Source organism: Kocuria massiliensis (assembly GCF_900169715.1).
GTDB classification, from domain to species: Bacteria; Actinomycetota; Actinomycetes; order Actinomycetales; family Micrococcaceae; genus Rothia; species Rothia massiliensis.
Genome location: NZ_LT835161.1, coordinates 366,334 through 392,497, shown reverse-complemented (window position 1 = coordinate 392,497; position 26,164 = coordinate 366,334). Strand labels below are relative to the sequence as shown.

General features: G+C 62.5%; 26 protein-coding genes. 9 read left to right on the top strand and 17 right to left on the bottom strand.

What is annotated here, in order from left to right; translation table 11 throughout:
• Positions 1-28: 28 nt before the first annotated feature.
• From B9Y51_RS06015 to B9Y51_RS05965, 11 genes are all read right to left on the bottom strand, one after another.
• Positions 29-613: a hypothetical protein gene (locus tag B9Y51_RS06015; RefSeq protein ID WP_048683813.1), complete on the bottom strand. Its 585-nt coding sequence runs from the start codon at positions 611-613 to the stop codon at positions 29-31.
• Between the two features lie 294 nt (positions 614-907).
• Positions 908-1,192, bottom strand: coding sequence for an HU family DNA-binding protein (locus B9Y51_RS06010; RefSeq protein WP_030015324.1), 285 nt, complete (start codon positions 1,190-1,192; stop codon positions 908-910).
• Between the two features lie 68 nt (positions 1,193-1,260).
• Positions 1,261-1,566 carry a 30S ribosomal protein S14 gene (gene rpsN / locus B9Y51_RS06005; protein ID WP_048683817.1) on the bottom strand — a complete coding sequence of 102 codons (306 nt, stop codon included), beginning with the start codon at positions 1,564-1,566 and terminating at the stop codon, positions 1,261-1,263.
• A 5-nt stretch (positions 1,567-1,571) separates the two neighbouring features.
• Positions 1,572-1,742 (bottom strand): 50S ribosomal protein L33, encoded by a 171-nt coding sequence (gene rpmG, locus B9Y51_RS06000; RefSeq protein WP_030015328.1) that lies wholly within the window; start codon positions 1,740-1,742, stop codon positions 1,572-1,574.
• 2 nt (positions 1,743-1,744) lie between these two features.
• Complete coding sequence (gene rpmB, locus B9Y51_RS05995; protein ID WP_030015329.1) at positions 1,745-1,981, bottom strand: 50S ribosomal protein L28; 237 nt, start codon at positions 1,979-1,981, stop codon at positions 1,745-1,747.
• A gap of 275 nt (positions 1,982-2,256) precedes the next feature.
• Positions 2,257-3,114, bottom strand: coding sequence for an SGNH/GDSL hydrolase family protein (locus B9Y51_RS05990; RefSeq protein WP_048683819.1), 858 nt, complete (start codon positions 3,112-3,114; stop codon positions 2,257-2,259).
• A gap of 123 nt (positions 3,115-3,237) precedes the next feature.
• The gene (locus tag B9Y51_RS05985) at positions 3,238-4,209 is read right to left on the bottom strand and encodes a siderophore-interacting protein (RefSeq protein WP_085529146.1); all 972 of its coding nucleotides are present in this window, start codon (positions 4,207-4,209) and stop codon (positions 3,238-3,240) included.
• On the bottom strand, positions 4,206-5,024 hold the full coding sequence (locus B9Y51_RS05980) for an ABC transporter ATP-binding protein (protein WP_085529693.1): 819 nt from the start codon (positions 5,022-5,024) through the stop codon (positions 4,206-4,208). The genes B9Y51_RS05985 and B9Y51_RS05980 overlap by 4 nt, the downstream gene beginning before the upstream one ends.
• Positions 5,025-5,029: 5 nt before the next feature.
• Positions 5,030-6,109 (bottom strand): FecCD family ABC transporter permease, encoded by a 1,080-nt coding sequence (locus B9Y51_RS05975; RefSeq protein WP_085529145.1) that lies wholly within the window; start codon positions 6,107-6,109, stop codon positions 5,030-5,032.
• Positions 6,106-7,146 (bottom strand): FecCD family ABC transporter permease, encoded by a 1,041-nt coding sequence (locus tag B9Y51_RS05970; protein ID WP_085529144.1) that lies wholly within the window; start codon positions 7,144-7,146, stop codon positions 6,106-6,108. Before B9Y51_RS05970 ends, B9Y51_RS05975 begins: the two co-directional genes overlap by 4 nt.
• A 13-nt stretch (positions 7,147-7,159) precedes the next feature.
• Positions 7,160-8,215 carry an ABC transporter substrate-binding protein gene (locus B9Y51_RS05965; RefSeq protein WP_085529143.1) on the bottom strand — a complete coding sequence of 352 codons (1,056 nt, stop codon included), beginning with the start codon at positions 8,213-8,215 and terminating at the stop codon, positions 7,160-7,162.
• A gap of 161 nt (positions 8,216-8,376) precedes the next feature.
• Between B9Y51_RS05965 and B9Y51_RS05960 the strand changes: the two genes are divergently transcribed.
• The 5 genes from B9Y51_RS05960 (at position 8,377) to B9Y51_RS05945 (ending at position 12,522) form a co-directional block, all read left to right on the top strand.
• A complete protein-coding gene (locus tag B9Y51_RS05960) occupies positions 8,377-9,204 on the top strand; it encodes an HAD-IA family hydrolase (protein ID WP_085529142.1) in 828 nt (275 codons plus the stop codon).
• A 283-nt stretch (positions 9,205-9,487) separates the two neighbouring features.
• Positions 9,488-10,183, top strand: a complete 696-nt coding sequence (locus tag B9Y51_RS05955) for a DUF2905 domain-containing protein (RefSeq protein ID WP_085529141.1) — start codon at positions 9,488-9,490, stop codon at positions 10,181-10,183.
• Positions 10,184-10,230: 47 nt separating this feature from the next.
• Positions 10,231-11,724, top strand: coding sequence for an FGGY-family carbohydrate kinase (locus B9Y51_RS05950; protein WP_085529140.1), 1,494 nt, complete (start codon positions 10,231-10,233; stop codon positions 11,722-11,724).
• A 22-nt stretch (positions 11,725-11,746) separates the two neighbouring features.
• Positions 11,747-11,965, top strand: coding sequence for an SDR family NAD(P)-dependent oxidoreductase (locus B9Y51_RS11415; protein WP_281252080.1), 219 nt, complete (start codon positions 11,747-11,749; stop codon positions 11,963-11,965).
• Entirely contained in the window at positions 11,887-12,522 is a 636-nt protein-coding gene (locus B9Y51_RS05945) for a GolD/DthD family dehydrogenase (protein WP_281252079.1), read from the top strand. Before B9Y51_RS11415 ends, B9Y51_RS05945 begins: the two co-directional genes overlap by 79 nt.
• A 13-nt stretch (positions 12,523-12,535) precedes the next feature.
• Here the strand turns inward: B9Y51_RS05945 and xylB are convergent, their stop codons facing one another.
• The 4 genes from xylB to B9Y51_RS05925 all read right to left on the bottom strand — a co-directional run bounded on the left by xylB (position 12,536) and on the right by B9Y51_RS05925 (position 18,479).
• Positions 12,536-13,939, bottom strand: coding sequence for a xylulokinase (gene xylB, locus B9Y51_RS05940; protein WP_085529139.1), 1,404 nt, complete (start codon positions 13,937-13,939; stop codon positions 12,536-12,538).
• 40 nt (positions 13,940-13,979) lie between these two features.
• The gene (locus B9Y51_RS05935; RefSeq protein ID WP_085529138.1) at positions 13,980-15,485 is read right to left on the bottom strand and encodes a mannitol dehydrogenase family protein; all 1,506 of its coding nucleotides are present in this window, start codon (positions 15,483-15,485) and stop codon (positions 13,980-13,982) included.
• An 84-nt stretch (positions 15,486-15,569) separates the two neighbouring features.
• Positions 15,570-17,261: a dihydroxyacetone kinase family protein gene (locus B9Y51_RS05930; RefSeq protein ID WP_085529137.1), complete on the bottom strand. Its 1,692-nt coding sequence runs from the start codon at positions 17,259-17,261 to the stop codon at positions 15,570-15,572.
• Between the two features lie 126 nt (positions 17,262-17,387).
• A complete protein-coding gene (locus tag B9Y51_RS05925) occupies positions 17,388-18,479 on the bottom strand; it encodes a zinc-binding dehydrogenase (RefSeq protein ID WP_085529136.1) in 1,092 nt (363 codons plus the stop codon).
• Positions 18,480-18,604: 125 nt separating this feature from the next.
• Here B9Y51_RS05925 and B9Y51_RS05920 point away from each other — a divergent pair, with 125 nt between their 5' ends.
• Positions 18,605-19,570, top strand: a complete 966-nt coding sequence (locus B9Y51_RS05920; RefSeq protein ID WP_085529135.1) for a sugar-binding transcriptional regulator — start codon at positions 18,605-18,607, stop codon at positions 19,568-19,570.
• A gap of 88 nt (positions 19,571-19,658) precedes the next feature.
• On the opposite strand, the gene B9Y51_RS05915 is transcribed toward B9Y51_RS05920, so the two are convergent.
• Complete coding sequence (locus B9Y51_RS05915; RefSeq protein ID WP_085529134.1) at positions 19,659-21,095, bottom strand: RbtT/DalT/CsbX family MFS transporter; 1,437 nt, start codon at positions 21,093-21,095, stop codon at positions 19,659-19,661.
• A 407-nt stretch (positions 21,096-21,502) separates the two neighbouring features.
• Between B9Y51_RS05915 and B9Y51_RS05910 the strand changes: the two genes are divergently transcribed.
• The 3 genes from B9Y51_RS05910 to B9Y51_RS05900 all read left to right on the top strand — a co-directional run bounded on the left by B9Y51_RS05910 (position 21,503) and on the right by B9Y51_RS05900 (position 24,346).
• Positions 21,503-22,399: a MetQ/NlpA family ABC transporter substrate-binding protein gene (locus B9Y51_RS05910; RefSeq protein WP_048683854.1), complete on the top strand. Its 897-nt coding sequence runs from the start codon at positions 21,503-21,505 to the stop codon at positions 22,397-22,399.
• Positions 22,400-22,577: 178 nt separating this feature from the next.
• Positions 22,578-23,636, top strand: a complete 1,059-nt coding sequence (locus B9Y51_RS05905; protein WP_082156920.1) for a methionine ABC transporter ATP-binding protein — start codon at positions 22,578-22,580, stop codon at positions 23,634-23,636.
• Positions 23,636-24,346, top strand: a complete 711-nt coding sequence (locus B9Y51_RS05900; protein WP_048683858.1) for a methionine ABC transporter permease — start codon at positions 23,636-23,638, stop codon at positions 24,344-24,346. Before B9Y51_RS05905 ends, B9Y51_RS05900 begins: the two co-directional genes overlap by 1 nt.
• Before the next feature lie 85 nt (positions 24,347-24,431).
• On the opposite strand, the gene B9Y51_RS05895 is transcribed toward B9Y51_RS05900, so the two are convergent.
• Entirely contained in the window at positions 24,432-26,141 is a 1,710-nt protein-coding gene (locus B9Y51_RS05895) for a long-chain-fatty-acid--CoA ligase (protein WP_085529133.1), read from the bottom strand.
• Positions 26,142-26,164 lie beyond the last annotated feature (23 nt).

Genomic DNA, 26,164 nt, shown 5'->3' with positions numbered 1-26,164 from the left:
CCAGAGCGGATTCCGGAGTATTGAATGTTTAAGCGAAAGCGGAGAGAGCGGGCGGTCCCCGTGGCGAGGTGGGGCCAGGGAAGAAACTCTGGATTCGCACGCGCAACGGCGCGCCACACAGCAGTGGCCGGGGCGCACGAGCGATCTCCACGCGGCGCGGCGGCAGAGGCGCGAGCCATTGCAGGCCAAGGTGCACGGCCCGCCGAAGAATGACGACAGCCTCATCCCCACGCCGAATCGCCACGTACGTCAGGACAGCCGCGAGCGAGTGCGTCAGAATCATGGCCGGCGACATCACGTCGCCGTGGGCCATGCCCGTGACCGACATCGAGCCGGATCCGTGGGACATGTGCTGGTGCATCATCATGGCCGACCCTCCCCCGGAGGGAGCCATCACCACGCCTTGGCCCGCCTGGGCGAAGAGGAAATGCAGGACGCCTTGGGTGACCAGGACTCCGAGCGCCGTCGACAGTGCCGAGCCCCGCAAAGCGGCGGCAAGAACCGACAACATGCCCGACAGAGCCCAACACACGAGAATCAAGACGATTCCCGGCGCGTGCCCCATCGCGAGGACGTGGGACGCCACACCGGTGAAGGTTGCAATCGTGGCCACCAGCCAGCCTCGTCTCAGAAGTGACAGCCGGGATCTCGGAGCACGTTGATGTGTCACGATGATCCACCCCCTGCGATTCTTCTGTGATGACGAGCGATTGTGAGGGGCCACGACGTCGCGGTCACTCCGGCGTCAGTCTACCAACGGATTCGGCACGCCGTCGGGCGTTGGCAGTGACCTATGCTTCGCGAGGGCACCCCGTGAATGGAGACGCATCGTTCGGCTCACGGCATGGCAAAGGCCCCGCATCCCATGAGGGATACGGGGCCTTTGAAGCTCAGCAGTCTCGGAGGACTACTTCTTGGCGACAGCTGCCTTCAGCTTGGAACCGGCGCTCAGCTTCACGCCGTGACCGGCGGGAATCTTGATGGCTTCGCCGGTCTGCGGGTTACGACCGGTGCGAGCGGCACGGTCGGTGCGCTCGACCGAGAGCCAACCGGGGATAGTGATCTTCTCGCCCTTGGAAACCGAGGATTCAAACACCTGGAAGACGGCATCCAAAACGCCATTCACGGCGGCCTGGCTCATGCCGGACTTCTCGGCAACCTCTGCAACGAGTTCGCTACGGTTCTTAGCCATATCTGTGTCCCTCCTGAGACTTGAATTTTCTTGGCTCAAGCCGACTATACCGGCCTACACCCGAAAAATTACCAGCTGGACTTGGTAATTCCCGGCAATTCGCCACGGTGCGCCATCTGGCGGAAGCGAACACGGGAAATACCGAACTTCTGGAACGTGCCGCGGGGACGACCATCGATCTGGTCGCGGTTACGGACACGGATGGGCGACGCGTTGCGGGGAAGCTTCTGGAGACCCAAACGGGCCTCTTCGCGCTCCTCCGGAGTAGCGTTCTCATCAACAAGGGTCTTCTTGAGGGCGGCACGCTTTTCCGCGTAGCGCTCAACGATGACCTTGCGCTGCTCGTTGCGAGCGATCTTGGACTTCTTGGCCATTGCTCTTAGCGCTCCTCTCGGAAATCGACGTGCTTGCGGACGACCGGGTCGTACTTCTTCATGACCAGGCGATCCGGGTTATTGCGACGGTTCTTGCGGGTCACGTAGGTGTAACCGGTGCCGGCAGTTGACTTCAGCTTGATGATCGGACGAACGTCCTTGGTATTCGATGCCATGCTTAAATCTTCTCCCCGCGTGCAAGGATGTCCGCTACGACCGCGTCGATGCCACGAGCGTCGATGACCTTGATGCCCTTAGCGGACACGTTCAAGGTGACGTTGCGGCGAAGGGACGGGACCCAGTAGCGCTTCTTTTGAATGTTCGGGTCGAACCGGCGCTTGGTGCGGCGGTGCGAGTGCGAAATGCTGTGTCCAAAGCCGGGAACAGCTCCGGTCACCTGGCAGACGGCTGCCATAGTTTCTCCTCCAATGTTGACAAAATGACGGTGCGCAGTTGTTGCCCGTACGAAGGCGGGCATTCCGAGCGCTCCGTCACCTACTTAGAGCACCGGGTTATTCGCCGGGCCTGAGTGTGGAGCAGACGCCTGCGTGAGATTTTCAGGTGTCGCCCCCGCCGCGGGATAACGGTGAAGCTTTCTTCGGTGCCGAGAGGTGGACTCACCACTACGACAGCGTTAAATACTATGGAATTACGGGCCCTTAAGCAACCTGTCAGCCGGTGAACATGGCCTTAATCACCGGAATCGACGGTCGTGGATTCGCGCGATTCGGTCACTTCGAGCGTTTGCAATTCCGGATATCGAGGCTGCATTCCATCGCCCGACGACGTCCCCCGCAGGCGTCGGCCCACCCACGGGAGGGCGAACTCGCGAACCCAATCCACGTTGGCCCGGGTGGTCTCGACCCGAGAGACGTGACGCAACTGCGGTAACGTCTCCAAGCCCAGATCCACGACGGGGGTCACGTCCAGCGTCTCGAGGACCTTCCCCGCGAGCTTGCGGTGCCCCAAAGAATTCATGTGCAAACGATCTACCGACCACAAACGCGGATCGGAGAATTCTTTGCTCATGCGCCAGTAGTCCACCAAGATCACCCCGTGACGATCAGCAATCTCCCGCAACAGCTCGTTGTAAATGGCAGCGCGCCCACGAGTGCTTCTAAAGACGCCGTAAAAGTTCTTCGCATCAAATCCCGTGAAGGAAAAGACGTGGGCGCCACTGGAACGCAATCGAGTAATCGCGTCCTCGTAATGGACCATCATCTCGTCGATGTCGAGGCTGGGGCGCAGGATGTCGTTACCCCCGGCATAAATGCTGACCAGGGTGGGTTCCAAGGCGAGCGCGGGCTCAATCTGCTCGTCCAGAATCGGTTCCATGGTGCGGCCACGAATCGCCAGATTGGCATACGTCGTGTTGGGGAATCGCAAGGTGAGCTGCTCCGCCACACGGTCCGCCCAGCCACGAACGCCATTGGGGCGCGTCGGGTCCGGGTCCCCTACCCCTTCCGTGAAGGAGTCCCCCAACGCGACGAACCTGATGGGGCCACGCTCCGGACTCTGACTCGTTTCAGGAACCGACTCTGCAGACATCACTCACCACATTCGCGCTCTTCAGGGGAACGGCACACCGCAGACGGCGGAGGCCTACCTTGAGGCTAATATCGCACGTCAGGACGGGGCAATAACGTTAAACTCTCGAGACGCGCGGATGTGTCAGGATTCCGCGTGGCCAGCTTTCCAATACCCCATGAAGGAAATGCTCGCCTTATCGACGCCCGCTTCGTTGACGCAGACGCGTCGTGAGGCTCGAACCACCGAGGCCTCCCCCGCGAGATAGACATACGTTTCGCCGGGCTGCTCGCTGGTGCCCCACACGAACTCGTCGGCAGGCAACCGTACGCCCAAGGGGCTGTCGGCGTCTTCTTCCTTGGGGTCCAAGCCAAAAGCCTCCCTCAACGCCTGGAGGGTGAGCTTACCGCGTTGGACGCCGTCGTCACGCTGGAGCCAGTGCACTTCAACCTCGGAATGCTTCGAGGCGGCCTCAATCAACGGCTTCGCGGATTCAATCAGGCTCTCGTTGCCGCTCGGAAGCTCCATCAGGAAAATCGAATGTGACCCCTCGGGTAGGAACCGCAGCACTGACAATGCCGCAGGGATCGCGGTTTCGTCGGCGCAGGCCACTACGTTGCTCGCCTTTGACGGGTTCCACATGGTCCACAGTTGCCCCTCCCGGGACGGACCAATAAACGTCAGAGGGTCGCCGACCTGGGCGTTGTCCGCCCACGACGCTCCCGGTCCCATCGTCTCGTCCTCACAGGAGCCCTCGGGTTCGTGCAGGACGAAGTCGATATCGATTTCGACCCCTTCACGGCCCTCCGGCGAGATCCACGGGCGGGCATCGCGCAGGGTATACGTCCGGATCCACCCTCCACGTTCGTGCGGTTCGGCGGCGAACCACTTTTGGCGCCAGGTCTCGTTGAGCTCGACCCGCACCGGCCCCTCCAGATCGGGATGGGGAATGAAGAGTTTAAGGTACGCGTCCAGGACCTGGGGTTCGCCATTGCCCGCGGGCGAAGCCAGCCGCGTCAATTGCTCCGAGGCTAGACGCACCCGGACGAAGTCGCGGCTCAGGCGCTCCTTCCCGGTCACACGCGCCTCAAAGAGTTCCATCGGGATCGCGCTCATACGAATTCCTTTCGTGGTACCGGCACCACCACGGGTGATCCGGCGTCGTCGGTGCTGACCAGCGCGTCCAAGCCGAAAACGTCCGCCAGATGGTCGCGGGTGATGACGTCCCGGGGATCCCCCGCCAAGGCGATGGCGCCGTCCTTCATGGCCACCAGATAGTCTGCACACCGAGCCGCGAGATTGAGCTCGTGCAACACCAGGACCATCGTCGTTCCACGCGTGCGGTTAAGTTCAACAACGAGATCCAGGAGCTCGACCTGATGCGCTAGGTCGAGGTAGGTGGTCGGCTCGTCGAGGAGCAAGACGTCGGTCTCTTGAGCAAGAGCCATGGCGATCCAGACGCGCTGACGCTGGCCCCCAGAAAGCTCTGCCACCTGGCAGGACGCCAGGTGATCGGTGTGCGTGGCTTCCAGCGCCCAGGCGACGGCGTCGTCGTCTTCGCGAGAAGCCTTGGAGAACATTCCTTGGTACGGGTAGCGACCACGTGACACCAGATCGACCACCGTGATGCCTTCCGGCGCCACCGGGTCCTGCGGCAGGAGGCCCACCCGTCGGGCAAATTCCCGTGAGCCATACCGGGCGAGGTCTTTGCCGTCCAGGTGTACGCGACCAGAAGCGGGCTTCAATAAACGTGAAAACCCTCGGAGCACCGTGGACTTACCGCAACCGTTGGGACCGATGATCGATGTCACGCGCCCCTGCGGCACCTCAAAGTCGAGGTTTTCCACGATATTGCGGCCGCCATAGTTCAGGGTGAGGGATTCCGCGCACAGCCGGAGACCTTCCCCGGCGGCGACAGTGGATTGAGCCATGGAAATCAAGACCTTTCCTTATTGGCCGAAGCGACGAGCCACAGCAGAATGGGTGCGCCGACGACGCCTGTCACGACGCCGACCGGTAAACGCCCGCCGGGGATCAATTCGGCGGCGGCAAAGTCGGCCAGTACGACGATGATCGCGCCGATCAGTGCGGAGGCCACGAGCGAATGCCGGCCGCCGATGAGCTTGCGGGCGATCGGCCCTGACACGAACGCAACGAACGTGATGGGCCCGGTCACGGCCACGGCAAAGGCAACCATGACCACGGCGAGCCCGATGTACACCCATCGCGTGGCGGCTACGGGAACACCGAGCCCCCTGGCCAATTCGTCACCGACCTCCATCGCATGGAGGTTCCGGGTCAAGATGGCGCTCAGGGGAAGGAGAATCAGGAGAACGACGGCGAGCATCGTGATCCTCGACCAGTTGGCGGAACCGAGCGATCCGGTCAGCCAGATCGCGGCGTCGGCAGCCTGATAAATATTGATTCTGGACAGGAGATAGTTCGCCAAGGCGATCGCGAGCACAGCGACCCCCAAACCGATCAACACAAAGCGGTTGCCGACGAGCCCGTCCCGGCCAACCGAGAGCCCGAAGATGACGACCGCGCATGCCACCGCCCCGAGCAATCCACCGACGGCCATTCCGGTGCTCGACGCGCCAAAGAAGGCGAGGGCCGCGACCGCCCCGAGGCTCGAGGACGCGTTGATGCCGATGATGTCCGGGCTGGCTAGAGGGTTACGCAAGAGCAATTGAAAGATCGCACCGGCGCAACCAAAGGCCAGGCCCGCGAGGGCGCCCAAAACCGCATGCGGCAGTTTTTCCTGGAGAACGATGAAGCGGGCGCCTCCGGCTCCGGGGATCGTGTGGCCCATCAGGATCGAGAAGAAATCTGGGATCGTCACGCTATAGCTACCCAAGAGCACGCGGATTCCGATGGCGAGCACCAACGCCACAGCCAAGACTGGAATCACGAGACGAGAGCGAAGTTTCCTCTGGTGTCGAAGCGCTCGGACGTCGACCGCTGGGTTCTTCGACCGAGCGGGAGTCGTGGTTCGTTCTGCAATCGCGGTGCTCATAGATTGACCGCCTTCCGGGAGCGAATCAGGTAGATGAAGGTCGGCACGCCCACGATGGCCATCGTGACTCCCACCTCGACTTCGGTCGGCGGCAGGAGAACACGGCCCACGACGTCGGCCACGAGGAGAATCGTCGGACCGGCCACGACGCTCAGTGGCAGGATCCACCGGTAATCCGGGCCAGTCAGAGACCGCACCGCGTGAGGAATCATGAGCCCGAGGAAGGCGATGGGGCCCGCGAGCGCCACGCTCGCGGCGCACAGGGCGGCGATCCCCACGAAGATCACGAAGCGCTTGAGGGCCACCTTTTCCCCGAGCGATTTAGCCATGTCGTCCCCGAGGGCGAAGTTATTCATGGATGAGGCAAGTCCGACGGTCAAAAGGAGTCCGACGACGATCACGGGCGACAGGCTCAGCAGATCCTCGAAGGAGGAGCGAGACAAGGAGCCGATCTGCCAGCGACGGAATTCGTCGAGGGTCTTCTGCCCCTGCAAGATCAAAGCGTTCGTAATCGACATGGCCCCGGCGCTGAATGCCGCACCGACCAAGGCGAGCTTGATGGGAGTTGCTCCTCCTCGGCCCATGCTGGCAATGGAATACACCGCGACGGCTGCCACAGCCGCGCCGATCAAAGCCCAAGCGGCATAGGCCGGGGCACCCGAGGCCCCAACCCACGCGATGCCGATCACCACGAAACACGAACACCCGGCGTTAATCCCGAGGATGGCGGGGTCGCCCAGAGGGTTACGGGTGACGCCCTGCATCGCCGCACCGGCCGCTGCAAGGCTTGCGCCGATGACCACACCGATGACCGTCCGCAGAATACGGCCCGACATAATCACAGATTCCGGAGACCCGGAACCGGGGTGGGCCAGCCCGCGAAGGGCAGCAGCAGGCGAGATCATGTTCGAGCCCAATAACAACGAGCCCAGAACGGTCAGGATGAGGAGTGCCAAGACGCCGACCAAGACAGTTCCCTGGCGGGATCCTGCCTTGACCGGCGCTTGATGTCGACGGGTATCGACGGCTGTGGACATGAAGAGCCTGTGCCTACTTCTTACCGTTGGTGACGGCGTCGGCGATCTTCTTCACGAACTCGGTGTTATCCAGGAGCCACTCGATGCCGATGGGCGAATTGCCCATGCCGAGGGCTTCCTTCTGGTCCGCGTCGAGGACGGCGGCGTCCTTGGCAATCGCGGGGATCTGCTTGAGGACGGCGTTGGACTTGATCTTGTTGATGCTCTCTTCGGAGTCGACCCAGGAGTAGAGCATGTCCGAGGTCAGCTCGGAGGCGCGCTCATTGGACCAGGTGCCGTAGAAGGTATCGGTCTTGAGGGACTTGACGGAGTCGGCGAGCTTCATACCCAACGACTCGAGGAAGTTCACGCGTCCATCGCCTTGGGCATACACGCTGATGGAGGGCTGCGCCTCAGCAACGGACAGGTTGGAGGCCACGAACGTCGCGTCCTTGAGCTGGCTGTACTTCGATGCCGCGTCCTTGAGCTTGCCCTCGACCTTCTGGACGAGGTCGTCGGCGGCCTTGCTGCGGCCGAGCGCCTTACCGATGGTGCGCGTCGAGTCCTGCCACGGCACGGTCCAGCCGTCTTGGTGGTCCTTGCCGTAAACGACGACCGGGGCGATGTCCTTGAGCTTATTGAAGGTCTCTTGATCCATGGTTCCAACCGCGGAGACGATCAGGTCCGGGGACAGTTTGGCGATTTCTTCAAAGTTAATGCCATCGGTCTCAGGGAAGCGCTTCGGCAATTCTCCACCGAGGTCCTTGACCTTCGCATCAAACCAGTCGGTCGAGTGGTTCTTGTTTTCGCCCCAGTTCACATAGCCCGAGCCGATAGGGACGACGCCCAGGGACAGAATGATTTCGGCGTTGATCCAACCGACGCCCACGACCTTCTTGGGCTCAGACTCGATCTTGGTCTCGCCGAACGGGGACTGAAGAGTCACGGGGAATGCACCAGACTCGGCGGAGGCACCATTGCCACCCGATGAAGAGTCGTCCTTCGAGCCGGTCGAGCAGCTGGCGAGCGCAAGCGCTGCGGCTGAGGCCGCGGCGGCCTTCAGGAAGGTGCCACGTGAAAGGGAAACCATGGTGTCGTTACTCCTCTTGGTCGGGGACAAGACCGCTGAATACGAGTCCAGAGCCCGCGCGAATGATGTTTGGCCTACTCATCCCGCACATGCAGAGTTTGTAAGGCAAGCCTCAACATACCACGCCCGTGAGGTAATTAGGACAAGAAAAAATGACCTAAATGATTCCGGATGCCGCTTCCCCTGCACGCCCCCGCCGCGTCGTGACATGTCATGAATGCGGCACTTCGCGCGACGTTCTGCGGCCTGCCATGATGGGATTCATGACGTTTCTTTCCTGGTCAGCACCGCTGAGCCCGTCCACCTTTTCCCCCGATTGGACCCCAACAGCGGTGGTCTTTGACTGTGATGGAGTTCTCATGGATACCGAGCGGTCATGGGGCGAAACAGTCGCCCGAGTGAGTCACGACTTGGGCATAGGCGACCCTCATCTCATGGCCGACAAGATGACCGCCATGCCGGCCACCGTCATCGCCGAGGGCCTGGCGCGAGAAGAACTACCGAGCGGCACGTCCGAGGAGGAACTCGCCGGACGAAGCCGTGAAATTTTGGATCGCCTGAGCGAGCTCGACCGCGAACGCATTGCTCGCGGCGTCGACCTCATCCCGGGCGCCATGGACCTCGTCCGCGCCTTCGCGGAGGTCGTCCCCGTGGCTGTGGCCTCAAATTCTTCGCGGGAGATCCTCGACATCAAGCTGGACGTGGCCGGCTACAAGCCGTATCTCACAACGTGGGTGTCGTCGGACGACGTCGCACATGGCAAGCCGGCACCGGATATGTACCTGGCCGCTATCAACACCCTCAAGGCAACCCCCGAGCGCGCCCTCACCTTCGAAGATTCGGGGCCGGGAGCCGCGGCGGCGGTAGCTGCGGGAACCCGCGTGATCACCCTGAGTGACCCCGCCGACGAAGCGCCAGCCGCTCACTTTGCGACGTCGAGCTTCACGGATCCCGATTTCCTCCGACACATGAACGCGTGGATCGGGTAAGACGAGTCGTCAGATTCCGCCCCGGGCAACACAATGCCCGGGGGATCTGCGGCTCGCACTTCCTCAGATCCCCCGGGCTTTGCATAGCAACAGTAACTAATTGATCTGAGTATTTCGTGCACCAGATCTGAAATTTGTCTGGGAAATGGGCCTGTGACGATCGGTATCGTCAGTGACTCGGGCCGACGGCGCGGCCTACCATAGAGGCACGGCACCACAGTTCGCCGCCCCCACGGTGCGCCGAAATTCCCCGCACCTCACAAACCTCGGAGGGAGGCCCGGTTTGAGCAACGTCAACCCGACGCGACCCCACGACCCTTTGGAGGACCACCCCGCGTACGGCATACGCGCCTCGGACCATGACGGCTCAGGCTCATTCCGCGATTCGTCCCCCGAGAAAGCCTCCGGCTTTTCCCGAAACCCGGGAGACCGCCCCTCCGCGTACCGGCGCATGGCCGCCGGCCTCTCCCTGGCCGCCGGGCTATTAGGGATCCTCCTCTTCTTTGGGCTCGCCGCCTCGGGACATTCGAGGTGGGCGCTCATTGGGATCGCGCCGGTCCTCGTGGGCGCGGCAGGACTCGTCTCCGTTTGGTGGCGCTTGTTGCCGGCCTTCCGTGAGCCCGGTGGGCGGCCCCACCGACGCCCCGGGGCCCGGTGGTTTTGGATCCCGATCGGAATGTTGCTGATCAGCGTCGTCTTTTTCGTCATCAGTTACCTGATCCCCGGGTGGCTTAGCGGCGAAGACAGCGTCCACATCCGCACCCATGTGCTGATTTGGTCCGAGCTCGGCTTTCTCCTCCTGCTCATGGCGAGCCTTTCCGCTGGACTCGTCGCCCTGAGGCTATGGACGACTCCCGATGAGGACGACGCCATTCTCCGCAAAACCGACTATGCGGAACGCCGCAGGAACCAGGACCGCGGTCAAGACCCCGACCATTACGATTCGGACTGGATTCGGGGACACGGACCTGTCGATTAGCGTGCCGACCTAGCCCGACGTGAAGGTCGTGCGTCACTATGGAATATATGACAGATCACGCTTTTTTCGGTCTCGACGTCGGAACCTCCAGCACCAAGGCGGTGCTCGTCAGGCCCGACGGATCCGTCGCGGCGACTCGGAGCCTCACTCACGAGGTCGAGCGCCTTCCCCACGGCGTCGTGCAGATGGATATGACCACGTGGTGGCGTGAATTCCGTGAACTCTACGCTGAGCTCGTGGGCGGCGCGGGAGTACGAATAACGGGCATCGGGGTTTCTGGGATGGGCCCCTGCGTCGGAGTGACCACTCTTTCCGATGAACCGCTGGCGCCGGCGGCCCTCTACGGCGTGGACTACAGGGCTCGTGCCGAAATCGACGAGCTCACCGAAGAGCTCGGGTCGTCGTCGATCCTGCGGACCTACGATTCTCCACTAACCTCGCAAGCGGCCGGACCCAAACTCCTGTGGTTCGCCAAGAGGCACCCGGAGGCCTTCGGCGAGGGGGTGCGATTTTACATGCCCTCCAGCTGGATTATTCGGCATCTCACGGGGGAATACGTCCTGGACCGGCACTCGGCCAGTCAATGCACCCCGTTCTACGACCCGGAGAACTGCCAGTGGGCCCACGAGACGACGCGTCGGTTCGCCGACGGGCTCGAGCTGCCGCGACTGGGCTGGAGCAACGAGATCTGCGGACAGACGCGGCCCACCGACGAGTTGCCCGAGCTTGAGGCCGGAATCCCCGTGATCTTCGGAAGTATCGACGCGTGGTCCGAGCAGGAATCCGTGGGGGCGACCTCCGCCAACGAACTGTTCCTGATGTACGGGACCACGCTCTTCCTGATCGCGAATTCGCCCGAGCGACTCCGCCACGCCTCAATGTGGGGCACCACCGGCACGCGCGAAGGAACTCGCAACTTGGCCGGCGGTTTGGCCACGTCCGGCGCGCTCACGCAATGGTTTAAGAACATGACCGGCGCGAACGATTTCGCGGAGCTTATCGCCGAGGCCGAGCAGATATCGCCCGGTTCCGAAGGGCTGCTGACCCTCCCCTATTTCGCGGGCGAGCGGACACCGATTCAAGACCCGGACGCCAGGGGCGTGATGGCCGGGCTGACCTTGGATCATACGCGCGGACACATCTACCGTTCCCTGCTCGAGGCAACGGCCTTCGCCGTTCGGCACAATATCGACGTCATGGAGCAGGCAGGGGCCCAGATCGACACCATCACCTGCGCGGGAGGCGGCGTGGGCTCGGATCTCTGGCCCCAGATCGTTTCCGATGTGACGGGTCGGCCACAGCGCATCCACCGCCACTCGGTCGGTGCCTCGTATGGAAATGCCTTCATGGTCGCTCAGGCCCTGGACGCGGCCTCCGAATTGGACACCTGGAATCCCGTCGCCAAAGTCATCGAACCCCGCGATATTCCGCTGTACGACGCGTTGTACGAGGACTACCGAAGCCTGTACGAGGCCACGGCAATCATCACCCACCACCTCGCTGGTATCGGTGCTTCATCCACGGCTACTCCCCACGAGTAGCCCGATCCTGAGGAGAAATATCATGGAACAGACTCACCAAGGGCGCATCGCCATCGTCACCGGTGCGGCAAGCGGCATTGGCGCCGCCATTGCCCACCACCTCGCCGAGCGCGGGGCACGCATCGCGGGTGTGGATATCGCGGCGGGGCACGCATCGCGGGTGTGGATATCGCGGCGGGGCTGGACGACGCCGTCGCGGCGTGGCCCGGCGAAGGCCATACAGCCCATCGCGCGGATCTGACCGACCCGAAGGCCGCCCGTTCCGTGGTGGACGACGTCGTCCGCTCGCTGGGAACGCCGGACATCCTGGTCAATTCCGCCGGCGTGGTCTTCCTCGGCCCCGCCAGTGACCTTTCCGCGGAAGACTGGCAGCGGACCATCGACATCAACCTCAGCGGTTCGTTCTACATGGCTCAGGCCGCGGGTTCCGTGATGGTCGAGGCCGGTTGGGGGCGCATCGTCAACTTGGCCTCCCAGGGTGCCGTTGTCGGTTTGGACCAGCACGTGGCCTACTCGGCGTCGAAAGCCGGAATCCTGGGAATGACCAAAGTGATGTCCCTGGAATGGGCCCCGCGCGGCGTGACGGTCAACGCCGTGTCGCCGACCATCGTCGAAACGCCGCTCGGCAAAAAGGCTTGGGCCGGCGAGAAGGGCGAACGCGCGAAAGAGCAGATTCCCGCCGGTCGCTTCGCCCTCCCGGAAGAGGTCGCCGCCATGGTGGGCTACCTTGTGTCCGACGACGCCGCGATGGTCACCGGCGCGAACATGGTCATCGACGGCGGATATACCACCGTATGACTCTGTCCCGGAGCTAGCCCTTCGGGGCAAGCTCCGGGTAGGTCGCGTTGCGGAAGTCGAGGTAGGCCTGGAAAACCTCCGTGGTTTCCTCCGGTTCGACCGTTTGAGTCGTTGCCGCGGCCGAATCCCAGGTGGGCGGTTCGCTTCCGCCGTCGAGCGCCCACGCCGCCTGCCGCGCGGCGCCCAAGGCCACAAATTCCTCCGCGGCTGGGACCTCGACGGGACGCCGCAAGATATCGGCGAGGATGCGGCGGAAAGCCTCCGACTTTGCCCCGCCACCGATGAGCAACACCCGCCTCGGCTGCCGTCCGACCTGGTCCGTCACGTACCCCATCGCTTCCACGACGGAACACGCCAGCCCCTCAACCATAGCCCGGGCCATCTGCGGTCGGCTCAGATCCCCGCGTAGCCTGCCAAATTGCGCCCGGGCCTCAGGCAGATTCGGGGTGCGTTCGCCATTGAGATACGGCAGGAAAATCGCCCCCTCAGGGTCCGGATCCGCCGAAAGCGCCAGACGGGAAAATTCATCGTGGTCCACCCCCAGAAGGCGACATCCCAGGTCAAAGACCGGAGCACCATTGAGCGTGCACGCCAGCGGCAGATAGCGACCCGTGGCATCGCAAAAGCCCGAAACCAGCCCGGAAGCGTCGTGAGTCGAGGTTTCGCTGACCATCATGGCCACCGCGCTGGTCCCCATGGACAACACGGCGTCTCCCGGCTCCAGATTTAGCCCCAAGGCCGCGCCCATGTTGTCGCCGGTTCCGGCGCCCAAGACGGCTCCCCCTCTGGTGCGCCCCACCGACTGCCCGGGTTCTGCGAGTTGGGGTAAAGACACAGGGTGGCCGATGGCCTGTTCGGCGATGTCGGGAAGCCATCGACGTTCGGCCGTCGAGTAGTACGCGGTCCCCGATGCATCACCGTGATCGGTCCACAGTTCGCCGTTCTCGTGGAGCACCGACGTCAAATAGTCATGCGGAAGTACGACGGCGGAGGCCTTCGCGGCGTTCTCCGGCTCGTGGTCGCGTACCCACTGGAGTTTGGTCGCCGTGTATGACGCGACCGGAACACTCCCCAGACGCCGGGCCGCAGCCTCGGGGCCGCCGAGACGTTCCGTCAGTCTGGTGGCGGCACCGGCCGAACGGGTGTCGTTCCAGAGCAACGCCGGCCGAACCACCTCACCCGCGGAATCCAGCAACACCATGCCGTGCTGTTGTGCGGCGATCGACACGGCGTCGGCTCGCGGCAGGAGATCCTCGGTGGCCTCATGTAAAGCCCGCGCCCACTCGCGAGGATCGACCTCGGTGCCTTCGGGATGGGAGGCACGCCAAGAATCGACCACCTCGCCGGTCTCCGCGTTGACCAACAGGGCCTTACAGGACTGGGTGGACGAGTCCACCCCCAGTACGAATGTGCTCACGGAACCTTCCTCGTCGAGCCGGCGGGATCACGTGTTCATGCTACTCGGCGAGCAGTTTCTCCAATGTCTTGAGGCTCCCGACGTCGTGGAGGGAACGCAGGGTTTCCCGGTACGGCGTCGTGAACTCTTCATGCTCCACCATGTCCCCGAAGAAGTCGCGGTTGCGCAGGAACGCGAGGTCGTCCTCGTGCTGGTCCTGGGCCGCGGCGCGCACAGACTCTTCCGCGTTGTCGACGATCGTGATGCCTTGACCCTTCTCGTCGATGCCTTCCGCGTACCGAGCCCAACTCGCGACGATCGCGGCGGAGTACCGAACGCTGCCCCCGTCGCGCAGGTTGTCCTGGATGACCGGAACGAGCCACTTGGGGATGCGGTCCGACGACTCGGCGCAGAGCCGGGGCACGGTGTCTTTGACGTAACGGTTGGTGAACCGGCGGATGAGGGTTTCTGCGTAGGCCTCGACATCGATGCCTTCCACCGGATCCAGGGTCGGCTCGGCCTCGTTTTTCATGTAGGCGCGCAGAAAATCCGCAATCAGAGGATTCGAGACGGCCTCATCGACCTTGTGATATCCCGCGAGGTGGGCGAAATAGCAGAGCCCCTGGTGGGACGAGTTGAGCATGCGGAGCTTCAACTTTTCGTAGGGCTCGACGTCGTCCACCATCTGAACCTCGACGTCCTCGTAGGGCGGGCGGCCATTGACGAAGTTGTCCTCCATGACCCACTGGATGAAGTCTTCAGTGACCACGGGCCAGCCATCCTCATAGCCCAGTTCCTCACGGATGTACCGGCGGTCATCATCGGTCGTCGCGGGGGTGATGCGGTCCACCATGGAATTCGGGAAGCTGACGTGCTGCTCGATCCACGAGGCCAAGTCGGAATCCACGGCGCGGGCATGAGCGGTGAAGACACGGCGCGCCATATCGCCGTTAGCCTGGATGTTGTCACAACTTCGGACTGTGAACGGCGCGATGCCACGTTCCCGTCGCACCTTGAGCGCCTGCGTCACCAGTCCGAAGACCGTGCGAGGGTGTTCCGGATCCGCGAGGTCCGCGGCGACCTGGGGGTTCTCGAGGTCGTACTCGTGTGTGACTTGGTTGAAGTTGTAGCCGCCTTCGGTCACGGTCAACGACACAATCTTGATGTTCTCCCCCGCCAGATACTCGACCGCACCGGCCGGGTCTTCTGGGGCCCACACGTAGTCGACGATCGAACCGATCACCCGAATGTCTTCGTGCCCGTCCGGGAAGCGGGCGACGAGCGTGTACAGGTAATCCTGTTCCGCCAGTGTGTCTCGCATGTGCTTGTCCTGGGGAAGAACCCCCATCCCGCAGATCGCGTAGTCCTTCGCTTCACCACGGGTGAGGAGCTCATCGAGGTATCGCGCCTGGTGAGCCCGGTGGAAACCGCCGACGCCGAAGTGCACAATGCCCGCCGTCAGCTCCCCACGGTCATAGCTCGGCACCCGAAATATGCTGCCCTCGGCGGTGCGTTCCGAGGCGATGCGTTCAACCTCGTCCAGAGTGGAGTTTTTCAATGTGACCATGGTGGCCGCCTTTCGTGCTCAGTCGACGCTCACGGCCCGCTGGCGAAGCAAAGCTCGGTGGCGCGGGCGCCGGAGGTCTCCTGCCTACAGGTTTTCTCCGAGGAGATCGAGAATCATCGCCATCGAGATGGCCCCGGGATCGGGGTGGCCCAGCGACTTTTCCGCCAGGGGCCGCGCGCGACCCTTTTGGGGGCGAAGTTCTGAAGTCTCCTCGGCACTCTTTTGCGCCGCCTGGGTTGCTTCGGCCCATGCCTCGGACAGCGAACCGTCCGCTGCTTCCAGGGCATCTGCGAAGGGAAGCAAGGCATCCAGCAGGGTCTTGTCCCCGAGCTTGGCACCACCCAGAGTCACCATGGAATCGGCGAAGGTACGCACCGCCTGCACCAGGTCTTTCGGGGCAAAGTCTTCGGCGGCGTCGTCAATCTTTTGGGCCGCGGCTTCCAGGGACGCTCCCCAAAGAACCCCCGAAGTCCCTCCGGCCTGCATGGCCCAGGCTCGGCCCCCGATGCGAAGCAACGCGGCGGGGCCGGCTTTCTCGGGTGCGCCGTCGATCGCGGTTTGGGCCGCTTCGCTGCCTCGCACCATGCCTCGGCCGTGATCGCCGTCGCCCGCGAAGGAATCGATCTCGCCCAGGTAGGTCTCCTGCTCACGCATGAGATCGGCGACCCGCGCCGAGGCCTGACGGACTCGTTTCGCGAGGTCCAGCGCCGCGGGGCTCGCCTCGACGAGAGACTCCTCGTCGATCGCCGCGGCAGACACCTCGTAGTTTTTGTCGATACTCTCCAGCGGGGCTTTCTGCTTGCGATAGGCGGCGGCATACGCGTCGGCCGTCCACAGGGGTTCGAGCTCGTCATCGAGCCACAGCACCGTCAAGGAGACGCCGCCCATATCCAAACTCGTGACCAGCTCGCCCACCTCGGGGTCGACAATCTCGTAACCCGCCTCCCGGAGCATGGGAGCCACCGTGCGGTACAGCAGGAACAGCTCTTCGTATTTGGTGGTGCCCAGACCGTTGACGATCACGCCGATCCGGCCGCCGGGATTCTCCGGTGCATCCTTTAAGACCGTCTTGACCAGGAGCTTTCCGAGTTCCTGAGCCGAGGGACGCGCCTCGTCACGAATCCCGGGCTCCCCGTGGATTCCGAGGCCGACGCCCATCTGCCCATGCTTGACCTCGAAGAGCGGGGTATCGGCGCCGGGCATCGTGCATCCGGCGAATGCCACGCCCAAGGTACGGGTCCGTTGATTCGTGAGATTGCCGAGTCGCTCCACCTCGTCGAGGTCCTTGCCGGCAGCGGCGGCTGCACCCATAGCCTTGAAAACCGTGAAGTCACCCGCGATGCCGCGGCGCTGATCGAATTCCGGGGCCGAGGCGATGTCGTCCGTGACCACAACGATGCGGGTATCGATTCCTTCGGCTTGAAGCATTTTTGCCGCGATGCCGAAGTTCATGTTGTCGCCCGCGTAATTACCGAAGGTCAGGACGACGCCCTTCCCCTGGTCCGCGGCCTTGGCCACGGAGTACACGTGAGCGGCCGACGGCGAGGTGAAAATGTTTCCTACCACTGCACCGGAGGCGAAGCCCGGACCGACCAACCCGGCAAATGCGGGGTAGTGCCCCGAGCCGCCACCGACGATGACCGCGACCTGCGGCGTCTTGGGCGGCAAGGAGATCACCCCACCCGGAACCTGCGCGAGACGGTCCGAATAGAGGTCGACGAATCCTTCCAACTGGTCGTCGCAAAAATCGGCGGGGTCGTTGTACAGCTTGGTCATGGGGCGGTCTCCTCGGGAGTCGTCCGGGTGTTGCGATGGCCCGGTGTGCCTGTGGGGCGGGCGACCCGTGCGTTGGGCGGGTCAAGGAACGTGGGCCGGGCGAGGGCCCGGCCCACGCAACGCAGATTAGGACTGCGGCATGATCGAGACCTTGATCGACGAGCCAGCCGAATCGGCGACGCTGTCGAGGGCCTCCTGGAACTTCTCCAGCGGGAATTGGTGCGTGCAGACCTCATCCAACGGGAGCTTGCCGGACTCGATCATGCTGATCGCCTTGGGCCAGGTGTAAGGCCCCAGGTGGGCGCCCAGCACGCTAAGCTCCTTGTCGTCGGAGATGATGGACCAATCCACGCTCACGTCCTGGCCGAACACGGAGTATTCAACGTACGTGCCGAGCTTGCGGAGGATGTTCAGGCCCTGTCCGACCGCGGAGGGGTGACCCGTGCACTCGATGTACACGTCTGCGCCGTATCCGTCGGTCATCTCCTTGACCAGCGTGATCGCATCTTCATTCCTGATGTTGATGGTCACGTCCGCGCCACACTTCTTGGCGAGGGCCAACTTGTCGTCGTCCATGTCGAGGGCGACAATCTTCAGCGGATTCTTCTCTCGCACGCCCATGATCGCGCCGAGGCCGATCGGGCCCGCTCCTGCGATCACGACGACGTCCTCAAACTTGATATTGCCCCGCTCCACCGCGTGCAAGGAACAGGCCAGCGGCTCGGCGAAAGCCGCGTGCTGCGGCTTGACGTCCCGGGAAATCTGGTGGACGCGCGCACGCTGGGGAACCAACATGTACTCGGCCATGCCGCCGTCGAAATGGCGGAAGCCAAACATGTCGTGCGGTCCGCACATCCAGTACTCGCCCCGACCACAGAAGCGGCACTCACCACACGGCACGATCTGCTCGACGACAATCCGGTCGCCTTCGTGCACGCCGTGATAATTGAAGGCCTTGTCGGTGCCGGAGACGACGGTTCCGGTGATTTCGTGTCCGGGAATCGTGTTTTCGAGGGCCCACTGCGGGCGGTTCTCGTCGCCCCAGAACTTGGCAGCCCCGTGGTAGCACTTCAGGTCCGAAGCGCAGACACCGACGGCCTCCACCTTGATGATGAGGTCGTCTGGGCCGAGTTCGGGAACCGGGCGGGTTTCTAGGGTGTAATCCTCCGGCTTATTACAGACGACGGCTCGCATCTGTGTAGGCAGGGCGGTGCTCATGGTCACTCCTTTGTGTCGTGCGCGTTTGTCACGTACACCACATTCTTCGAGCACCCAGCACATATGTCAAGCACATATGTTCATCGAGAAGAATCCGAGATACGATAAGCAGGCCCTATTCGCCTATGATCGAGCACACCATGGACCAACGCCATACCTCTTCCCCGGACCTCTACGACGTCGACCGCCTCTACGCCGTCGCACGGATGTACTACGAGGAGAGAAACGGCCAGTCCGCCATCGCGGAGGCGCTCAAAGTCTCCCGACCCACGGTCAGCCGCATGTTGTCGCACGCTCGATCCATCGGAATGGTCCAAATCCGCGTGATTCACCCCGATGCCGAAGGCCGCTCCGACTTGGCCGAGCAACTCCGCGCCGCCCTTCAGCTCGAAGAGGTGTACCTCGCCAAGGGCATGCAGCCGGCGACCATGGGCCAAGGCATGCTTCCTCCCGTCCAGCGCGCCCTGGACGACATGCATCTCGCCTCGGGGGATGCCCTCGTCGTTTCGTCCGGCATGGCCCTCTACGGCATTGCGCACATGAACCTCTCCCGCATGAACGGGGTAACCCTGGTCCCCTCGGTCGGCGGCGTCTCCGAACCTGAGGCCTGGCACCAGACCAATGAGATCGTGCGCATGCTGGCCCAGAACACCGACAGCCGATACTCTCCACTCTTTGCGAGCGCCGTGCCTTCGCAAAGCATCTACCGCGCGCTTCAAAAGGACGAGTCCTTCACCGAGGTTCAGCGCCTCTGGAGCACGGCCAAGGGGGCCTTGGTAGGCGTCGGGTCCCCCACGACCGGTCGGACCTCACTCGCCTCGTCGATTCCGAAGGACAGCCTCACGGATTCAATCGGCGATGTGTGCCTGCACTTCTTCAACCGCCGGGGCCAGGAGCTCAGTTTTCCAGGCTCCGATCGAACGGTGCGCATTCCCACGGAAGACCTCTCGGCCATCCCGTTCTCCACGGCGGTCGCCGTAGGCGAGGAAAAGAGCTGGTCCATCATTGGCGCGGCGTCCATGCGGTATTTCCGGCGCTTGGTCACGGATGAAGCCACCGCCACCCATATCTTGCAAGCTCTTCAGGCCTGATCGAACCCACGGTTCGTGAGCAATGACGACGGTCCCCGCGCCTCAGAAGGAGATGCGGGGACCGTCGCTCGTTAACTTCAGCTACCCGTTAGTGGCGCTCGCCTTGGGTTTCGCCGTCGGGCTGATGAATGGTCACCCGATTTTCATTGGCCGCCTGAACTGCCAAGGCCTGCGTATCCGCTTCCTTGATCTTGCGGCGGTGTTCGGGGTCGTCCTGTTCGGTGCGCAGATTACCGACCATCACGAAGGCACAAGCGTACAGAGCCACGAACGTCCAAATCACCGCGGAGTTCTGAGCAAAGGTGCTCAGCCCCATGGCCCCGGTGATATTCAGAACCACCGTGACCACGGCGGTTCCGAGGAAGGTCGCTCCACCGGCCGCCGTCGTATACATGGCCATGGCCGCTCCTCGGTGAAGCGGGGCGTTGGCCGGCATAATCGCGCCCATCGGCACGAAGCCCGCCAGGAAGATGCCGTAGCACACGCCGGCGCACACCGAGAGGATGTACCCCCAACCGGATCCGGCGGGAACCATGTGGGGGACGTACCACCACGCGAGCAGTGACACCGCGGAGCAGAAGACGCCAAACCACCGCACCGTGGTAACCCAGCCGAGTCGGTCACCCAGGTTTCCGAAGAAGGCGTTGAAGAGGATATTGCCGGCATAGACGGCCACCGTCATGGCCAACCAGCGCGACTGACCCCACCCGAGGCTCGTGCTGATCACGGCGGGCATCACGATGAACATCCCGAACTCAGGTGCGGTGTTGATCAAGCGAACCAAGAATCCCTGGAGCACCTTGGTATTGGTGAACGTCAGACGCAGGCCGGAGAAGATGACCTGCGAGGCGCTTTCATCGGCAGGGGCAATGCGGCGCTTACCCTTCTCGTCGTGACATCCGAACCACACGAACAGGAAGCCCGCGACGTTCAAGACGCACGAGAAGATGATTGCTCCGGTCTCACCGCCGACTCCGCCGCCAAAGGTCGGGATGGCACCGATCGCCACGAGAGAGCCGAGGGTCGGCAGGCCACCCGTGAACATCACATAGAACCAACCAATGGCGGTACCGGCCTTCGACTTCAGCGCCGTGATGTTGACCCATACGAGGAAGGAGAACGTGAACAGTGGCATGCCGAATCCACGGAAGAAATAGGTCACTGCCACGAGCCAGAACACGCCGCTGGCCATGGCCAGGATGAAGCCGACCTGGAAGACGGCCCACACGAGGAAGCCGATCAGCATGACCTTCTTGGGGCCGATGAGGTCGGACAGCGCACCCGAAAGATAACTGCCGACGGCCACGGCCAAGGAGTACGACGCGATGATGGCCGCGACCGCGCTCTCCTTGCTGTGGAGCACCTCAACCAAGTGGGGAGTCAAGATATTCGACTCGACTCCCAAGCCGGTCATGAAGAGCAGTACCCCCAAGAACCCCCATTTAAGGACCTGAGGAATTCCGATGCGATCGAGGAAATGCCCCTCGATCTGTGGAGGAGCCGAAGTGCCGGCGGTGGAAGACATAAGGTGCTCCTTTACGTGGGGCGCGACGTTGGTCCCCATTGACGAACACTGTGTGGCACTCACGGGTCGACCCTCCGAGCTTCAACGTGAGGCGCCCCACAGACTTGCGGATAGCATAGGCGGGAAATGTTGTTTCGCACAAGCGTTCTGAACAAAAGTTCACGCCTCACTCTCACATGGACCGTGTTCCCACGGCATCGAGCAAGAAACCGAGACCCACCACCGGCCGTCCGCAGCGTCGCTCAGCCTGAAATATGTCGAATTATGAAGCCGAATGAAGACCGTGACTACACATATCCGAGACTTCTATCCGCCGGATCTCCTCATGATGTAATTGGCTGGCGATGAGCCTCGGTGGAGGCCCATCTTTTTATCGTTCACCGCACCGAGTAGAGAGATTCATAGCCGTGAAGAAAAAACTTGGCGCCCTTTTGGCAATCCTGCCGATCGCCGTGGCCTTGTCCGCGTGTGGCAACGGTGGGACCCCCAGCGGCCCCGAAACCAAAGATGGCAAGACCATCGTCAAAATCGCCATCACCAAAGAACAAGACGTCAACAAGGTTCTGAAGGAAGAAGCGGCGAAACAGGACATCGATGTTGAGTACAAAGAGCTCAACAACTACACCGAGGCCAATCCGCAGCTGACCCAGGGTGCGGTGGACCTGAACTGGTTCCAGCACATTTCCTACTTGGCTAATTACAACGTGGATAACGACGACGACCTCCAAATCGTCGGCCCCACCGCGATCTTCCCGATGGGTCTGTACTCCAAGAACCACAAGTCCGTGGATGAGATCCCCCAGGGCGGCAAGATCGCCATTCCGAACGATGCCGTCAACGAGGCACGCGCAATCAACCTGTTGAAGGCCGCTCATCTCCTCAAGCTCAAGGATGACAGCGTCATCCAGCCCAGCGAAAAGGACATCGACAAGGACAACTCCAAGGTTGAGGTCACCGCGGTTGAGGCCAACCAGACCGTCACCTCGATGGCTTCCGTCGACGGTTCCGTGGTCAATAACGACTTCCTGGACGACGCCGGTTTGGATCCGAAGAACGCCCTCTACCAGGATGACCCCAGCCAGGAGTCGGCCCTTCCGTACGTGAACGTCTTTGTGGCCCAAAAGGGCCAGGAAGATAACGAGACGTACAAGAAGCTCATCGATATCTACCGCAGCAAGCCCGTTCAGGAAGCCCAGCAGAGGTCGTCCAAGAACACCGCCGTCGTGGTGGATACCGACGTCCAGAAGCTTCGCGACACGCAGAAGAAGCTCGAGGACGAAGACAAGAAAAACGAAGACAAGTAGTCGCGCAGCGTTCGCGAGGATTCCTGATCCCGCGGTCGCACGACGCCGGCCGGCCACCGCCTGCCGGCTCCTGATCCCGCGGTCGCACGACGCCGGCCGGCCACCGCCTGCCGGCGTCGTGCGCGCTCAGGGGCTTGACCGGCCCCGCTACGATTCGCCTACCAGCAAGGGAAAACACATGACCGAGCACACGAGCTCTGTGTCCGAGGAACGCTCCTCGGACATGGTGGTCCTCGATCGCGTCTCCAAGGTCTTCACCGTCGGCAAGACCACCGTGAAGGCCGTCGACGACGTCTCGCTGACCATCCGCCGCGGACACATCTTCGCGATCATCGGCTATTCCGGTGCAGGCAAGTCCACGTTGGTTCGCCTGATCAACGGCCTCGAATCCACGACGTCGGGAACCCTCACCGTTGGGGAAACGACGATCTCGGGAGCCAACGACGCCCAACTGCGCCAGGCTCGGACCAATATCGGGATGATCTTCCAGCAGTTCAACTTGATGAACTCCAAGACCGTCGCCGCCAACGTCGAATTTCCGCTGAAGGTCGCCGGTTGGTCGGCGGCCCGGCGTCGCGAGCGTGTGGCCGAATTGTTGGAGTTTGTGGGCCTTCGCGACAAGGCGAAGAATTATCCGGATCAGCTCTCGGGCGGGCAGAAGCAGCGCGTCGGCATTGCCCGCTCTTTGGCCACCGAACCGAGCCTGCTCTTGGCCGATGAGTCGACCTCGGCCCTCGACCCGGAGACCACCGAGGAAGTCCTGGGCCTCCTCAAGAAGGTCAACCGGGACCTCGGGATTACCGTCGTCGTGATTACGCACGAAATGGACGTTGTGGCGTCCATTGCGGATCGGGTCGCCGTCATGGAAAACGGCAAGGTTGTGGAAGAGGGCAACGTTTACGACGTCTTCTCGAATCCGCAGACCGCACCGGCGCAGCGTTTCGTCTCGACCACGGTCAAGCCCACCCCCACGGGTGCCAGGGCCAGCGAGCTCAAGGAACGTCACGAGGGGCGCCTCATCAGCGTCGAGGTGACCGACCAGACCAAGCTGGGCGATGTGCTGTCCCGCTTGGGAGAACGCGACGTTCGGTTCAACATCGTCGACGGCGGATTGGAGACCCTCCAAGGCCGCACCTACGGCAAACTCACGCTCGAGTTGTTGGGTGACACCGCGAATATCGAGACCGTCATCGAACAGCTCACATCCGTCACTCTCGTTCAGGAGGTGCGCGCCTGATGACTCTCTCGGCTCAAACCCTGTTGTCTTCCTCGATCGAGGCGAAGCCCAAGACCGACTGGTCGGAGGTCCGCCCCGACCTCTTACAGGCCACGTGGGAGACCATTCAGATGGTCGCGATCACCATGGTGATCGCGGGTGTTCTCGGTTTCATCGTGGGGCTACTCCTGTACACGACCCGTCGCGGAAATATTCTGCAAAATCGGCCGCTGAACTGGATCCTGAACCTCGTGGTGAACTTCGTTCGCCCCATTCCGTTCATCATCCTGTTGGTGGCCCTGGGGCCGGTCATGCTCGCGACCATCGGTACCACGATCGAGATGAAGGCGGCCGTCTTCGGCATGGTCGTGGCCGCCGTCTTCGCGGTGGCCCGCATCGTGGAGCAGAACCTCGTGTCGATCGATCCCGGAGTGATCGAGGCGGCCCGCGCTATGGGCGCGACCCGTACGCGCATCATGTTTTCGGTGATTCTCCCCGAGGCCCTCGGCCCGCTCGTGCTCGGGTACACATTCCTGCTGATCGGCGTCGTGGACATGTCCGCCATGGCGGGTTACATCGGCGCCGGCGGCTTGGGTGACTACGCCCTGTCGAAGGGTTACCAGCGCTTCAACTGGGACATCACCATGGCCGCCGTACTCGTGATCATCGTGATGGTTCAGTTCGTCCAGCTCTTTGGCAACTGGCTGGCACGGAAGATCATGCGCCGCTAGCGTTCGTCGCTACGGAACCGAAAGGCCCGCCATCTCTCCTGGGAGAGACGGCGGGCCTTTGCGTCGGTGGCTCGGCTGAGGCCGGTCAGTCGATCCGTTCTTCCACGAGCTTCTTGACCTCACGGCGCAGGGTCTTGCCGAGCATCGAACGGGGAAAATCCTCGAGCTCGACGATCCGACGCGGGACTTTGTAACGCGTGACCTTGCTGTAACAGTGCTGGCGCAGAGCCTCAACGTCCAACGCGTGCCCCGGCTCCATGATGACGGCCGCGACGACTTCCTCTCCGCCACTTGGAGACGGAAGGCCCACCACTGCGGCGTCCTTGACGAGGTCGCTGGTTTTGAGCGCCGTCTCGACCTCCGAAGGCGACACGTTGAACCCTCCGGTGATGATGACTTCTTTGAGTCGGTCGACGACAAACAGAAAGCCGTCGTCGTCCATCGTGACGATGTCGCCAGTCCGTAACCAGCCGTCCTCGGTCACCGACTCATGAGTGGCCTCTTCGTTCTTCCAGTACCCGCGGAACACCTGCGGGCCTGAGACCCACAGTTCTCCTGGTTCTCCGTCCTCGACGTCTTTCAGGGTTTCCGGGTCCACGATGCGAATGTCCGTGGAGGGGAACGGGACGCCAATGGAGCCTGCGCGGCGTGAGCCGTTGAGAGGGTTGCAGCACACGAGAGGAGCGCATTCGGTGAGGCCGTAGCCTTCGACGAGGTATCCGCCGGTTTTCGCTTCCCATTCGCTGACCAGCTGTGGCGGCAGATTCATGGCTCCCGAGACCGAGTATCGAATCCCGGAAAGATCCGTGCCACGCTCACGCGCCATGTCCATCATGCGCTGGTACACGGGAGGCACCGCGGGCAAGATGGTCGGCTTGGTCTTTTTCATGGCGGAAAAGACGAGGTCCAGGTCGACCGTCGGGAAAAGCACGAGTTTGGCGCGAACAGCCATGGCGATGCCCAGTCCGAGGGTCATGCCATAGGCGTGGAAAAGGGGTAGCAACGAGTAAATGACCTCGTCGCTACCGAGTCCGATCCATTCCTCGCCCATCTTGGCGTTGGATTCGAGGTTTCGGTGGGTCAGCATGACCCCTTTCGGCGTGCCCGAGGTACCTGAGGTATACAGCAAGAGGGCCGTGTCATGAGCCGTTGGACGGTGATGGCCGACGTCGATCGCCGGGTACTTGAGCATCTTGCGCCACGGGGTGGTCTTCGGCGCGGGGCCTTCGAGCTTTTGCCGCGAGGCCTTGGATCGAGATATCGGGAGTTTGAGGCCTAACCGCAGATGCGTCGGCATCGCCTCGATGAGGTTCACCGCAACCACCCGACGCGGTCGAATGTCGGAAGGCTGGTCGGTGATCTTGTCCGCGATCTTGTCCCACACGAAGGCCACCTTGGCACCGTGGTTCTCAAACTGGTGCCGGAGCTCGCCTTCGGTGTAGAGCGGATTGTGTTCGACGACGACGCCGCCCACCCGAAGAATCGCGTAGAACGCAACGATGTGTTGCGGGCAGTTCGGCAGAATGATAGCCACGCGGTCGCCAGGCTGAACCCCCATGAGTCGCAGGCCTTCGGCCACGCGGGAGATCTGGTCGCCCAGTTGGGTGTAGCTGGTCTTCGCACCGAAGAATTCCAATGCCGTTTTGGATCCTGCCTCGCGGACGGACCGCTCCATGACGTGGACGAGGGATGTTTCGGGAAGATCCAGGATTTCCGAGGTGTTGGGATTGTACGTCTTGAGCCAGGGGCGCCGTTGGGTGGTGGGTGCTGAGCCATCGTGAGGAGCTTCATCCATGTAGGCGATTCTGCCATGCTGGC